The organism is Citrobacter rodentium NBRC 105723 = DSM 16636 (assembly GCF_021278985.1).
In the GTDB taxonomy this organism is placed as follows: Bacteria; Pseudomonadota; Gammaproteobacteria; order Enterobacterales; family Enterobacteriaceae; genus Citrobacter_A; species Citrobacter_A rodentium.
Window position 1 is genome coordinate 2,184,260 of record NZ_CP082833.1, and the last position, 12,073, is coordinate 2,196,332.

Annotated in this window: 9 protein-coding genes and 4 tRNA genes; 3 read left to right on the plus strand and 10 right to left on the minus strand. The window is 55.4% G+C overall.

Features of this window, described 5'->3' with window-relative positions; genetic code table 11:
- Window positions 1–59: 59 nt before the first annotated feature.
- The 5 genes from miaA to nnr are packed head-to-tail and all read right to left on the minus strand — an operon-like array spanning window position 60 to window position 6,203.
- Window positions 60–1,010, minus strand: a complete 951-nt coding sequence (gene miaA, locus K7R23_RS10340; RefSeq protein WP_012907322.1) for a tRNA (adenosine(37)-N6)-dimethylallyltransferase MiaA — start codon at window positions 1,008–1,010, stop codon at window positions 60–62.
- The gene (mutL, locus tag K7R23_RS10345) at window positions 1,003–2,868 is read right to left on the minus strand and encodes a DNA mismatch repair endonuclease MutL (RefSeq protein ID WP_012907321.1); all 1,866 of its coding nucleotides are present in this window, start codon (window positions 2,866–2,868) and stop codon (window positions 1,003–1,005) included. Before mutL ends, miaA begins: the two co-directional genes overlap by 8 nt.
- A 9-nt stretch (window positions 2,869–2,877) precedes the next feature.
- The gene (amiB, locus tag K7R23_RS10350) at window positions 2,878–4,206 is read right to left on the minus strand and encodes an N-acetylmuramoyl-L-alanine amidase AmiB (RefSeq protein ID WP_012907320.1); all 1,329 of its coding nucleotides are present in this window, start codon (window positions 4,204–4,206) and stop codon (window positions 2,878–2,880) included.
- Between the two features lie 16 nt (window positions 4,207–4,222).
- Window positions 4,223–4,684, minus strand: coding sequence for a tRNA (adenosine(37)-N6)-threonylcarbamoyltransferase complex ATPase subunit type 1 TsaE (gene tsaE / locus K7R23_RS10355; RefSeq protein ID WP_024132884.1), 462 nt, complete (start codon window positions 4,682–4,684; stop codon window positions 4,223–4,225).
- Window positions 4,656–6,203 carry a bifunctional ADP-dependent NAD(P)H-hydrate dehydratase/NAD(P)H-hydrate epimerase gene (nnr, locus tag K7R23_RS10360; RefSeq protein WP_012907318.1) on the minus strand — a complete coding sequence of 516 codons (1,548 nt, stop codon included), beginning with the start codon at window positions 6,201–6,203 and terminating at the stop codon, window positions 4,656–4,658. The genes tsaE and nnr overlap by 29 nt, the downstream gene beginning before the upstream one ends.
- Between nnr and queG the strand changes: the two genes are divergently transcribed.
- A complete protein-coding gene (queG, locus tag K7R23_RS10365; RefSeq protein WP_012907317.1) occupies window positions 6,202–7,341 on the plus strand; it encodes a tRNA epoxyqueuosine(34) reductase QueG in 1,140 nt (379 codons plus the stop codon). The two genes, nnr and queG, sit on opposite strands and share 2 nt — an antisense overlap.
- A gap of 125 nt (window positions 7,342–7,466) precedes the next feature.
- Window positions 7,467–9,314 (plus strand): metallophosphoesterase family protein, encoded by a 1,848-nt coding sequence (locus K7R23_RS10370; protein ID WP_012907316.1) that lies wholly within the window; start codon window positions 7,467–7,469, stop codon window positions 9,312–9,314.
- A gap of 399 nt (window positions 9,315–9,713) precedes the next feature.
- Here K7R23_RS10370 and K7R23_RS10375 read toward each other — a convergent pair.
- From K7R23_RS10375 to orn, 5 genes are all read right to left on the minus strand, one after another.
- Window positions 9,714–9,789, minus strand: a tRNA-Gly gene (locus K7R23_RS10375).
- A 36-nt stretch (window positions 9,790–9,825) separates the two neighbouring features.
- A tRNA-Gly gene (locus tag K7R23_RS10380) sits at window positions 9,826–9,901 on the minus strand.
- 35 nt (window positions 9,902–9,936) lie between these two features.
- Window positions 9,937–10,012 (minus strand) — tRNA-Gly (locus tag K7R23_RS10385).
- A 36-nt stretch (window positions 10,013–10,048) separates the two neighbouring features.
- Window positions 10,049–10,124, minus strand: a tRNA-Gly gene (locus K7R23_RS10390).
- Between the two features lie 235 nt (window positions 10,125–10,359).
- Entirely contained in the window at window positions 10,360–10,905 is a 546-nt protein-coding gene (gene orn / locus K7R23_RS10395) for an oligoribonuclease (RefSeq protein ID WP_012907315.1), read from the minus strand.
- Window positions 10,906–11,011: 106 nt separating this feature from the next.
- On the opposite strand from orn, the gene rsgA reads away from it, so the two are divergent.
- The gene (gene rsgA, locus K7R23_RS10400; RefSeq protein WP_012907314.1) at window positions 11,012–12,064 is read left to right on the plus strand and encodes a small ribosomal subunit biogenesis GTPase RsgA; all 1,053 of its coding nucleotides are present in this window, start codon (window positions 11,012–11,014) and stop codon (window positions 12,062–12,064) included.
- Window positions 12,065–12,073: the final 9 nt, after the last annotated feature.

A 12,073-nucleotide genomic window follows, 5' to 3' on the forward strand; every position in this document is an offset into this window, starting at 1 on the left:
TGTACTTTGAACCTTTCGATTCTGAAAAATTGCGCACGATACGTCTCAATTGTACACATTCAGTTCGTGATAGCACCAACTACCTGTAATACTTCGCTTAGCGCCTGGTCAGGCTGTTCACTGTCAAGCCAGTGCACCCCTTCCCAACCGCGCAGCCAGGTCACCTGACGCTTCGCCAACTGTCTCGTGGCGCAAACACCTCTATAAACCATTTCATCATAGGAAATGTCGCCTTCAAGGTATGACCACATCTGGCGATATCCCACACAACGAATGGAAGGCAAATCCGTATGCAAATCTCCACGGGCAAAAAGCGCCCGAACTTCTACTTCAAAACCTGAAGCCAACATCTGATGAAAACGTTGCGCGATGCGTTGATGCAACACTTCCCGGCTCGCCGGAGCGATAGCGAACTGATGCACATGGTACGGTAAAGCATCACCTGACGTTTGCGTCAGTTCCGTTAAAGTTTTACCCGAAATGAAAAAAACTTCCAGTGCCCGGGAAAGCCTTTGCGGATCATTCGGATGAATACGTCTGGCCGCAACCGGGTCGATAGTCGCGAGTTGCTGATGCAACGCTTCCCACCCCTGTTCTTCCGCCTGCTGTTCAATCCTGGCTCTGACCTCCGGGTCTGCCGACGGTAACGGCGACAGTCCTTCCAGCAAAGCCTTAAAATACAGCATCGTACCGCCCACCAGTAACGGGATGCGTCCCGCCGCGGTGATGTCCGCCATCTCAGCCAGCGCATCGCGACGGAAATCTGCCGCCGAATACGCCTGCGACGGATCGCGAATATCCAGCAGCCGGTGCGGAGCGGCCTTTAACTCCTGCGCGTCCGGCTTCGCCGTACCGATATCCATCCCTTTGTAAATAAGGGCGGAATCAACGCTTATCAACTCAATTGGCAAAACTTTACGCAGTTCAATCGCTAACGCCGTTTTGCCTGAGGCCGTCGGCCCCATCAAAAAAATTGCCTTTGGCAGGCTCGCCTTAGGGGTATCACTCATGTTTCAGGGCATTCATCGCCGTTTGTAAATCAACAGGTTGTAACAGACCACCCGGCGGCGCTTTCACCAGCTGCGGACAAAGCCGCTCCACATCAGCCAGCAGGGTAATGGCCTGGGCCATCGTCCACTGCGCGTGTTCGCTCAGCAGATTACGCGCGATCCACCGCGCCAGAGTGTCCGGTTCCGGCGCTGACTTTTGCGTCAGGTAGCCTATCAGTTCAGGAATCAAGTTTTGTAAACTTTGTTGGCGTAAGGGTAAAGGCACTGCCCGAACGGTCACATGCTGGGCATCGGACTGAAATTCAATACCCAACGCCGTCAGCGTATCGCGCGCTTTTTCCAGCGCCGCCTTTTCGTCGGCGGTCACTTTCAGCCGCAGCGGGATAAGCAGCGGCTGTGCGCAGACCTGTCCCTGCCCCGGCATCAGTTGCGCCTGACGCAGCCAGCGTTCCGCCACCGGCAGCGCCAGCAGCTGAATCTGCCCGTCACGCTCAAGCAGCGCGCAGTCGTGAGCAATAATCGTCAGTACGCGGCCAAAGCTCTGGCTGTGCCCTTCCAGCGCCGGGGCTGGCGCTTCCGCCGCAGGCGTTTTCGACGCTGAGGCCGGTACGGGAGTTTGCAACAACTGACGATACACCTCGCCCTGCTGCTTCTGGTATCCCGGCTGGGCATGCGGCCAGGCCGCTGATGCCGGGCGCGAACCGCCGCCCGCCGCCGAAGGCGTCGCATAGCGCGGAGAAGCCGTTTCACGCGCCTGGGCGGGTTCGGCAAAATGGTTACGTCCGGCTGCGATGCGGTTTTCCGGCACCTGCCGCGGCGCAGGCTCATCGTCCGTCGCCAGCGGCAACGGCGCTTCAAGCCGCTGTTGCAGCACGCTCAGTACGCCCTGATAGATAAAGTCGTGCACCAGACGCGACTGGTGGAAACGGACTTCATGCTTGGCCGGATGAACATTCACGTCCACCTGATGCGGGTCAATCTCCAGATAAAGCACGAAAGCAGGCTGCTGATCGGCGCCAAGCCGGTCTTCACATGCCTGACGAATAGCGTGATTGATCAGCCTGTCGCGCATCATACGACCATTCACGTAGCAGTACTGAATCTCCGCCAGCGCCGTCGTGGTATGGTTGGGATCGGCGACCCAGCCGCGCAGCGTCAGATCGCCGTGCTGCCATTCAATCGCCAGCGCCTGTTCAAGAAACGGCGTCCCGCAAATCGCCCCCAGCCGCCGTTCTTTCTGCCCGTCTTGTGCCACCGCACGGTACTGGCGCACGACTTTTCCGTTGTGCGACAGGTTAATCGTCACGTCAAAGCGCGCCAGCGCAATGCGACGGACGATCTCATCAATATGGTTGAATTCGGTTTTCTCGGTGCGCATGAATTTACGCCGGGCCGGGGTGTTGTAAAACAGATCCAGCACTTCCAGCGTGGTGCCGACCGGATGCGCCGCCGGTTTTACCGTCACATCCATGTCGCGCCCTTCGGCGTAGGCTTGCCAGGCCTCCTGTTGCTCCGCGGTGCGGGAGGTCAGCGTCAGGCGGGACACCGAACTGATGCTCGCCAGCGCTTCGCCGCGAAAGCCCAGGCTGATAATGGCTTCCAGATCGTCAAGCGAGGCGATTTTACTGGTGGCATGACGCGCCAGCGCCAGCGCCAGCTCGTCCTTTTTAATGCCGCAGCCGTTGTCGCGAATGCGAATCAGCTTTGCGCCGCCGCGCTCAATATCGATATCAATACGCGTCGCGCCAGCATCAAGGCTGTTTTCCACCAGCTCTTTAACCACCGATGCAGGTCGTTCAACCACCTCACCTGCGGCAATCTGGTTCGCCAGTTGTGGCGGCAGCACCTGAATCGGCATGATCACTCCTTAATTAATCAACGACTCGCCGGGCGTGACGGCGCTCGCGGTTTGCGTTCCCTCCGGCGCCGACTGCAGCGGATGCGCCTGGAAGTAGTTACGCAGTCCCTGGTAAATCGCTTCGGCCAGCCGCTGCTGATATTCATCGCTCGCCAGCAATCGTTCTTCGCCATGATTGCTGATGAAGCCGGTTTCAACCAGCACCGACGGAATATCGGGCGAACGCAGCACGCCCAGGCTGGCGTGTTCCGGACGCCGCTTGTGCAGCGACCCGATGCGTTCGAGCTGGCCTAACATATTGGTCGCCACATCATACCCTACACGCTGGGAATGGCCGAACTGCAAATCCAGCACCGCCTGGCTTAAGTAAGGATCGGACTGACTGTTCGCCAGTACGTCGCCCGCACCGCCCAGCAGTTCGGATTGCTTCTCATGCTCTTCCAGCCAGTTAGCCATTTCGCTGTTAGCGCGACGGTTCGACAGCACCCACACCGAGGCGCCGGTCGCGCTCCGGTTCGGCGCGGCATCGGCGTGAATCGAGACGAGGAAGTTGGCGTTTTGCTTACGCGCCACGTCAGAACGCCCCATAACGGAGATAAAGTAGTCGCCGTCGCGGGTCAGCACGCCTTTAAACATCGGATCGGCATTGAGCAGAGTGCGCAGTTTGCGGGCGATGGCGATAGTGACATTTTTTTCACGCGTTCCGCCGGGGCCGATTGCGCCGGGGTCCTGACCGCCGTGGCCGGCGTCAATGGCGATGACAATTTTGTCGCCGCTGCTGGCCGCCGCCCGCGCAGCAGGTCGGGTGACAGTATTGCTGCTGGTCACTGCCGTGGTGCGATCGTTACTGGATTTAAACGGATTCCGCGCCGGTTCGGCCGGGCGCGACGGCGTCACGACCGGCGTTTCCACGCGCTTTGCCACCACGGGCGGTTGCGGTGGCGGCGGCGGAACGTCGGCGTTAATGGTAAACACAACGGTGTAATTACCGCCGTTTTGCCGTTTGACCGCTTCAGTTTTCCCGTTTTCAGTGAGATCGACCAGCAGCCGTAACGACTGCGGATCTTTCGGGGTGCCGGAACGTATCGTTTTCACCAGGTTGTTACCGCTAAACTGCAACGGTAGCCCCTGAATTACGCCGGTTTGCTTAATGTCCAGCGCAACGGTGCGTTTTCCGGACTGCGAATAGGCATAATCCGGCTCGCCGATAAAGCTGAGCGTGATCCGCGCCTGCCGATCGCCATTAGAAACCTGAATGTCTGAGAGGCTGGCGGCACCGGCCTGCGCGCACAGCAGAACCAGCGTTGCCACCACCCATTTCCTGATACGATATATCATCCCGCCACCTTTAAGGTTAACCGGCTAAACGCGCAAGCAGCGATTCGCCTGCTGAGGAGACGGCGCTGATTTGCGCCTCACGCCCCTGCGCCTTGTAATCTATCCGTATTTCGATATCCGGATCGGGCAGCACGCCTTTCCCCTGCTGCGGCCACTCCACCAGGCAAATGGCGTCGTTGGCGAAATAATCGCGGATCCCCATAAACTCCAGTTCTTCCGGATCGGCCAGCCGATACAGATCGAAGTGATAGACCATCAGATTGTCGAGCGTATAGGGCTCGACCAGCGTATAGGTTGGACTTTTCACATTCCCGCAATGACCTAAGGCCTGCAAAAAACCGCGGCTAAAGGTGGTTTTGCCCGCACCTAAATCACCATATAAATAGATAACGGTCGCGCCGTCGCAGGCGTTGGCGACCCGCAGGCCCAGGTCTAGCGTCGCCTGTTCGTCAGGTAGCGGAATTACTCGATTCATCATGATAAACGTCAATCACATCAGGGTTAACAATACGCTGTAGCGTGGAAAAGAGATCGGTGGCCAACATGCCGCGCATCCCGACGCGCGCCGCCAGCACATCGGCCGCCGCGCCGTGGGCGACGCAACCTGCGCAGGCGGCATCATACGGGCTAAGCTTCTGTCCAAGCAATGCGCTAATGATCCCGGAGAGTACATCGCCCATACCGCCGCTGGCCATTCCCGCATTACCGACATCAATAATGCCCAATACGTTTGGCTCCGCGGCGACGACCGTGCCTGCGCCTTTTAACACCACAACGCCGCCATAACGTTGTACCAGACGCTGCGCAGAATGTAAGCGATTGTTTTCAATTTCTGCAACAGAACAGCCCAGCAAGCGCGCGGCTTCCCCGGGATGCGGCGTGATGACGCGATTGTGACGTTTATCGGGATTGATTGCCAGCAGGTTCAGCGCATCGGCGTCCCAAAGCATCGGTTTGCGAAAATTTTCCACCTTTTGCAGCGCTTTTTTGCCCCACTCCGCCTGGCCGAGGCCGGGGCCGATCGCCACGACATCCGCCCATTGCAGACTCTCTTCCAGCGACTGCGGGGTAAGTTCGTGAACCATCAGCTCGGGGCGAGCGGTCAACAGCGGGGCGATATTCTCTCTGCGCGTCAGCACCCGCACCAGCCCGGCACCGGTGCGTAACGCCGCCTCGCTGGTCATGCGGATGGCCCCGGCGGTGCCGTAATCACCGCCAATAATCACCAGCCGACCGTGATCACCTTTATGCGAAGTGGGTCGACGCGGCCTCAGCCAGCGGGCCAGCTGCGAGGCGTCGAAACGCTGAACCGGCGCCTCCTGCCCCGCCAGCCACTCCTCGAGGCCCAGCGCGTTAAAATGGAGATTCCCCACCACATCACGGGCTTTTCCAGTCAGCAAACCCGGCTTCAGGCCGATAAAGGTCACGGTGCGATCGGCGTTGATCGCCGCGCCAGGCGTCGAGCCGGTTTGCGCCAGCAGGCCGGACGGGATATCCACGGCCAGGATGGGGGCGGGATGGGCATTGGCCTGGGCAATCAGGCTGGTAAGCGGTTCGCGAGGCGCCTGGGTTAATCCGCTGCCCAGCAGAGCGTCGATAATAAGATCCACTTTTTCCGGCCACACAATATCCGGCGCATGAATCATGCCGCCCGCGTTAAGCCAGGCCTCCCGCGCCTGTTCCGCCTCTTCCGGCAGCGGTTTGTCTGGCTGCCAGGCTAATAGCGTCACATGAATCCCGGCGGCTTTCGCCAGCCGCGCGACCACATAGCCGTCACCGCCATTGTTGCCGTGGCCGCAAAGCACCAGCCAGTGACGGGCGTAGGGCCAGCTTTCGCGCGCGACGTCAAACGCCGCTTCTCCCGCGCGCAGCATGAGTTCAAACAGCGTTAACCCTAACCCGTCAGCGGCCTCACGCTCCAGCCGCCTGATGTCGTCGGCGGACCAGATGGAGTGTGGTATACTTACGGGGTTTTTCTTCATAGTATGGTCCGTCATGTCAGAGCCCCTCGATCTCAATCAGTTAGCGCAAAATATCAAACAGTGGGGGCTGGAGCTGGGCTTTCAGCAGGTCGGTATTACCGATACCGACCTTAGCGCAGCAGAGCCAGCACTGCAGGCATGGCTGGACAAACAGTATCACGGCGAGATGGAGTGGATGGCGCGCCACGGCATGATGCGCGCGCGTCCGCACGAGCTGCTGCCCGGCACGCTACGCGCGATCAGCGTGCGAATGAATTACCTTCCGGCCAACGCCGCCTTCGCCAGTACGCTGAAAAATCCCGCTCTGGGCTACGTCAGCCGCTACGCGCTGGGCCGCGACTACCATAAGCTGTTACGTAACCGACTCAAAAAACTCGGCGAGAAGATTCAGCAGCATTGTGTTTCGCTGAATTTTAGACCTTTTGTCGACTCTGCGCCCATTCTTGAACGCCCGCTGGCGGAAAAAGCCGGTCTTGGCTGGACAGGTAAGCACTCACTTATCCTTAACCGCGAGGCGGGTTCGTTTTTCTTTCTGGGGGAATTGCTGATTGATTTACCTTTGCCGGTCGATCACCCCGTCGCGGAAGGTTGCGGAAAATGCGTCGCCTGTATGACCACCTGCCCGACAGGCGCAATCGTCGCGCCTTACACGGTTGATGCCCGCCGCTGCATCTCCTATCTCACGATCGAACTCGAAGGCGCGATCCCGCAAGCCCTGCGCCCGTTAATGGGCAACCGGATTTACGGCTGCGACGACTGCCAGCTTATCTGTCCGTGGAATCGTTATTCCCAACTGACGGACGAAGCCGATTTTAGTCCGCGCAAATCTCTTCACGCCCCCGAACTGATAGCGCTTTTTGGCTGGGATGAAGCGACCTTTCTGAAAATCACCGAAGGTTCGGCCATCCGGCGTATTGGTCACCTGCGCTGGCTGCGTAATATCGCCGTCGCGCTCGGTAATGCCCCGTGGAACGAAGCGATTCTTAACGCGCTGGAAAGTCGCCGGGGTGAGCACCCACTTCTTGATGAACATATACAGTGGGCCAGAGAGCAGCAGATCGCGAAGCGAAATGCGCAGGGTGTCGAAGTACAGTTACCGAAAACACAGCGTCTGGTAAGGGCTATTGAAAAGGGGCTGACGCGCGACGCTTGATTTAAGCGCGTGAATGTTTCTGGCTATAAATATAATCCTGGTTTTTAATGCTACATATTGTAATGAAATTATGAGGAATATACAGTTCATCCGCGCCTACTTTTAGCCTTAATCAGGGATGAACTATGAATTTAAAATTTCTAACGCTATGCGTTGCGGCTTCCTTTTCGTGTATATCTACGGCAGAGGTATTAGAAAATACAGAAAACGCTGCGCCCGATTATTATGACGAAAGCTACAACCGTGAGGATGATGGCCCCATTGCGGAAGATACCGCGATATACGGTATCGTCAGTCAGGACGGTGAGAAAAACATATTTACCCGTCCGGAAACAGTCAAACTCAAGGCCGGTTCAGGAAGTATCACGGAATTCGCCGAGGAGAAAGATCTCAGCCATTCGTCCGCCGATCGCCAGTCAGCGCAAGGCGAATACCATTATCGCCGTCATGGTAATGATTATAATATCAAGTATAACTTCGCTGCTGACTCTGCGGAAGAAGTCGCTTCAATGGTTGATAATTTTTATAGCCGAATGCTCAGCCAATATAAAAGTGACGAAATTACGGTCCGCTACGGTAATATTTCACAACCTAAATACTGGTATGAAGATACGACGCCAGGTGAAATCCATGAAGGCACCGTGGAGGGTAAGCGCACCCTGTTCGAATCTAAATTCACGGGCAACACCAGTATCCTGAAAGCCTATTATCCAACGAACAGAAAAGACAATAAGTGGTGGCGGGTCATTCATCCTGTTGAATATTACGCCATGACAGCCGACCCGCAATATCCATGGCTTGAAACAGAAGCCAAATCCCGGGATGTCATTCTTGAACAATATACGCTGCTGAACACGCTTAAGAAAACCTATGGCGACGCGTATCGCGGTACGATTATTAACGGCGACATCACTGCATTTGGACATGACTGGCAGTGGAAATTCATGAAGCAAGCGCTGGGAACCCTCAACCATCCTTACTGGTATGGGCTGGGTAACCACGACTATGATAACAACGTCAACGACTGTGCGTTACATGAAAACCGTTGCGCAATCCGCAGCGTACGCAATCTGGTCGATCATATTAATAGCGCCCCCGATGTGCAGGCAGTGGATTACTCCGTCATTTCTGGCTACAAACGCGCCGCACTGGATACAACGTATACGGGCAGCTTTTCTTACAGCTTTGATATCGGCGGCATCCGGTTCATTCAATCGAATTTTAAACCGGGTTACGTCAGGGAGATTGCTGGCTTTAATTCTGCCGATGCCCGCCGCTATACCATCCATGTGCAAAAATCTGACGCCTGGCTGGAAGAGCAAATGGCTGAGGCGCGTAAAAAAGGTAAAGCGATTATATTATTGCGTCACGCATCGCAACCGATCACCAAAGCTGACTGTAAAGTCGCCTCGGGGTGTGTCAAAAAATACGATGTTAACGACTGGGCTACTGCCGGGCGTAGCGGTAAATACAACGTGACAGCGATGTTCGTTGGTCACACCCACAACACCGATAGCAGTAAAGAGACCAGTTTTACCTCTCCCGCCACTTTCCAGGGAAAATTCCTGCTCGCAGAAGTGGATTATGAAAAGCTGAAGCTGAATATCTATGAAATGACAAATAAGGGAAACAAAACCCTTATAGCCAGCCGCACGCTGCTCACGCCAGTCTGCGACTATACAATTAAAGAACGCCAGTTCACCCTCTCGTTGAAAAACAAGGGGGGTTATGTGGGTTACTACACCGTGCAGTATAAGACGAAGGAAGGAAACAACTTTTCGAAGCAATATAAATTAATGATGGGCAACACCGCCCAGCATACGGTCCCGCAAGGTGCGAAAGAGGTCTCTGTTCGCGGCGTAACGGGAACGGGACGTTCTCTCTACAATCTTAAACTAACGGATTATAAAAACACCTGTCTGGAGACATGGGGAACGCTGCCGAAAAACTTGCACTGGGGCCATTGCGGCTAATTAAACGACGCTCTGTCTCTTTTCTCAATCGCCATCATCCGTTATTGCAACGGGTGATGGCTTCCCGCCAGCCTGTTATTTGCGTCAACTTTTTACCCTGATTATCCCGCATAAAATTCCCCTGAATTGTCGGCGCTTCTCTTATTTCTTTCTGTGGATAAAAAAATTAACAGACAGAGTCGCAGAAGAAAGCGAAAAAAACGGGCTTTCCTTTACAGGATATTTTATAAGATAAAACAACAGGTTAAATTTCTGATGCTAGCCAGATCAAATTTTTCAGTTTTAGAAAAGGATCGTATTACCTGTGGGTAACTCTGTACATAATACTGTTACGATTGAAACAAAAGGCCTTTCAGCGGCGCAGGCAGCTGTGGATAATTTTTTGACAGGGAGAAAATCTGGAGCGGGAAACGAGACTCGAACTCGCGACCCCGACCTTGGCAAGGTCGTGCTCTACCAACTGAGCTATTCCCGCTTGGGTGGTCTGTGCTTTTGCAGCACCTTCAAATTCTGGAGCGGGAAACGAGACTCGAACTCGCGACCCCGACCTTGGCAAGGTCGTGCTCTACCAACTGAGCTATTCCCGCTTGGGTGGTCTGTGCTTTGCAGCACTTTCAAATTCTGGAGCGGGAAACGAGACTCGAACTCGCGACCCCGACCTTGGCAAGGTCGTGCTCTACCAACTGAGCTATTCCCGCTTGGGTGGTCTGTGCTTTTGCAGCACCTTCAAATTCTGGAGCGGGAAACGAGACTCGAACTCGCGACCCCGACCTTGGCAAGGTCGTGCTCTACCAACTGAGCTATTCCCGCAAATTTGTTACTTTTACTGCTGCCGTAATTCGCATTTCTGCGTCGTTACGGGAGGCGCATTATACGAGAAATCCTTCCGCCTGCAACCCCTTCAAACGCATTTTTTTATGAAATTCGTTTGAGTGCTGATTTTATCAGCAAGACGTATAATTTAGCGGCAATTCTCCGTCGGCGCAAGCCGACTACCTTCATACAGGGCCGGGTAAGGCGCAGCCGTACCCGGTCAACCGCTCACTTAAAGCTGAATAAAATGCTCGCGGTAGTAAGCCAGCTCCGCCACCGACTCGCGAATGTCATCCATCGCCTGATGGGTGCCCTGCTTGGTAAAGCCGGCGAGGATTTCCGGCTTCCAGCGACGCGCCAGCTCTTTCAGAGTGCTCACGTCCAGATAACGGTAGTGGAAATATGCCTCCAGCTCCGGCATATACTTAAACAGAAAACGCCTGTCCTGACCGATGCTGTTTCCGCATATCGGCGACTTGCCCGCCGGAACCCACGCCTTCAGAAATTCGATAGTCGCCAGTTCGGCTTCGCGATCGCCCATCGTACTCGCCTTCACCCGCTCCACCAGCCCGCTGGCGGTGTGGGTACGCACGTTCCAGTCATCCATTAACGCCAGCTGCGCATCGGACTGATGCACCGCGATGGTCGGCCCTTCCGCCAGTATATTGAGATTAGCGTCGGTGACCAGCGTGGCGATTTCAATTATGCGATCGCGCTCGGGATCCAGACCGGTCATCTCAAGATCAATCCAAATCAGGTTGTTTTCATTGGCACTCATGCTATTTTCCACCCTTCAGGGGTCACAATCAGTGTGACTATATTCATTCAGAATTGCGTGTATCATAAATGTTTTGCCCATCATGGGCGACCAGGAGTCAGTACGATTGAGTAAAAATAAACTCTCCAAAGGCCAGCAGCGCCGCGTGAACGCGAATCACCAGCGTCGTCTCAAAACGTCTAAGGAGAAGCCAGACTTTGATGACAATCTGTTCGGCGAAACCGCTGAAGGCATCGTCATTAGCCGCTTTGGCATGCATGCCGACGTCGAATCCGCCGACGGCGACGTTCACCGCTGCAATATTCGCCGTACCATCCGCTCGCTGGTAACCGGCGACCGCGTGGTCTGGCGTCCGGGAAAAGCCGCAGCCGAAGGGGTGAACGTAAAAGGCATCGTTGAAGCGGTGCATGAGCGCACCTCGGTGCTGACGCGTCCGGACTTTTATGACGGCGTCAAGCCGATTGCCGCCAACATCGACCAAATCGTTATCGTTTCCGCCATCTTACCGGAGCTGTCGCTCAATATTATCGACCGCTATCTGGTGGCCTGTGAAACCTTGCAGGTCGAACCCATAATCGTACTCAACAAAATCGATCTGCTGGATGATGACGGTCTGGCGTTTGTTAACGAGCAGATGGATATCTACCGCGACATCGGCTATCGCGTGCTGATGGTTTCCAGCCATACCCAGGATGGTCTGAAGCCGCTGGAAGAGGCGCTGACCGGTCGCATCAGCATCTTTGCCGGGCAGTCCGGCGTCGGCAAATCCAGCCTGCTGAACGCGCTGCTGGGCCTGCAGGAAGCGATCCTCACCAATGATGTATCCGACAACTCGGGACTCGGTCAGCACACCACCACCGCAGCGCGTCTCTACCATTTCCCCCACGGCGGCGACGTGATCGACTCTCCGGGCGTGCGTGAATTCGGCCTCTGGCATCTTGAGCCGGAACAAATTTTCAACGGCTTTGTCGAATTTCATGACTTCCTGGGTTTGTGTAAATATCGCGACTGTAAACACGACACCGATCCAGGCTGCGCGATCCGCGAGGCGGTAGAAGAGGGAAAAATTGCGGAATCCCGCTTTGAGAACTATCACCGTATTCTTGACAGCATGGCGCAGGTAAAAACACGTAAAAACTTTTCTGCCACGGACGACTGACAGATAGGC

Excerpts from the sequence above, each read along its gene's own strand:
- tsaE (WP_024132884.1), bottom strand. The coding sequence starts at position 4,684 with ATGATGAATCGAGTAATTCCGCTACCTGACGAACAGGCGACGCTAGAC.
- K7R23_RS10370 (WP_012907316.1), top strand. The coding sequence starts at position 7,467 with ATGAATTTAAAATTTCTAACGCTATGCGTTGCGGCTTCCTTTTCGTGT.
- orn (WP_012907315.1), bottom strand. The coding sequence starts at position 10,905 with ATGAGTGCCAATGAAAACAACCTGATTTGGATTGATCTTGAGATGACC.
- queG (WP_012907317.1), top strand. The coding sequence starts at position 6,202 with ATGTCAGAGCCCCTCGATCTCAATCAGTTAGCGCAAAATATCAAACAG.
- miaA (WP_012907322.1), bottom strand. The coding sequence starts at position 1,010 with ATGAGTGATACCCCTAAGGCGAGCCTGCCAAAGGCAATTTTTTTGATG.
- amiB (WP_012907320.1), bottom strand. The coding sequence starts at position 4,206 with ATGATATATCGTATCAGGAAATGGGTGGTGGCAACGCTGGTTCTGCTG.
- nnr (WP_012907318.1), bottom strand. The coding sequence starts at position 6,203 with ATGACGGACCATACTATGAAGAAAAACCCCGTAAGTATACCACACTCC.
- mutL (WP_012907321.1), bottom strand. The coding sequence starts at position 2,868 with ATGCCGATTCAGGTGCTGCCGCCACAACTGGCGAACCAGATTGCCGCA.